Source organism: Kocuria sp. CPCC 205261, from assembly GCF_040981025.1.
Taxonomy (GTDB): domain Bacteria; phylum Actinomycetota; class Actinomycetes; order Actinomycetales; family Micrococcaceae; genus Kocuria; species Kocuria marina.
Window position 1 is genome coordinate 1 of the sequence record NZ_JAVKPU010000040.1, and the last position, 1,031, is coordinate 1,031.

At 62.4% G+C, this 1,031-nt stretch carries 1 protein-coding gene; it reads right to left on the minus strand.

Features of this window, described 5'->3' with window-relative positions; translation table 11 throughout:
* Positions 1 to 44: 44 nt before the first annotated feature.
* The coding region (locus RF646_RS13280; protein ID WP_368836235.1) for an IS30 family transposase at positions 45 to 1,031 on the minus strand (987 nt) is incomplete at its 5' end.

Genomic DNA, 1,031 nt, shown 5'->3' on the forward strand with positions numbered 1-1,031 from the left:
GAGCACTGGACCGCTTGAGTTCCAGCCATCGTCGCAACACTGGTTCAACTCGCATTCAGTAAAGCATGGAGTCGTTCGGCTGGAGTGTCCCAGTCGAGCGTCTTGCGTGGACGTTCGTTGAGGTCCTCTGCGACGCGTCGCAATTCTGCGGGCGTGTGGCGGGAGAGATCGGTGCCCTTCGGGAAGTACTGGCGTAGGAGACCGTTCGTGTTCTCGTTGCTGCCGCGCTGCCAGGGGCTGCCCGGATCACAGAAGTACACCGCCATATCGGTGGCGGTCTGGAACCCCACATGCCCCGACATCTCGGTGCCCTGGTCCCAGGTCAGCGAGCGGCGTAGCGCTGCTGGCAAATCAGCGACGGTGGTGATGAGGCCATCGCGCACGGTCTCGGCCGTGTGGTCATGTTCAAGGTGCACGAGGGTAACGAAGCGGCTTGATCGCTCGACGAGTGTTCCGATTGCTGATCGTCCCATCGTGCCGACGATGAGGTCCCCTTCCCAATGCCCAGGGATTGCACGATCCTCAGCTTCCGCGGGTCGCTCAGCGATGGAGACCATAGGGTCCACGAAGCGACTGGTTCTCTTCGCTGGATCGCGCCGTGGTTTTCGTGTTGTCCGCCCGCGCCTCATCGACGCGGCGATCTCGCGTTTCAGAGCGCCGCGTCCTTGGACGTAAATCGCCTGGTAGATCGTTTCGGTGCTCACCCGCATCCCTTGATCGCCCGGGAAGTCTTTCACGAGCCGGTGACTGATCTGCTCTGGTGACCATCGTTTACGCAACTTCGCTGCCACATAGGCGCGCAAATCGCCAGCAGATTCGAGTTTGCATGCACGTCGCCTCGGCCGGCGCGCCGCCGCGATCCGGTGCGCCGCGTAAGGAAGATAGCCGACTGTCGTGGCCGTGTTGCGGGCGATCTCCCGGCTGATCGTCGACGCGCTCCGCCCCAGCGCACGCCCGATCGACCTTATCGAGTCCCCGCGGCTGCGTAGATCGTGAATACGCTCTCGTTCGATCAAACTCAGGTAGCGAGA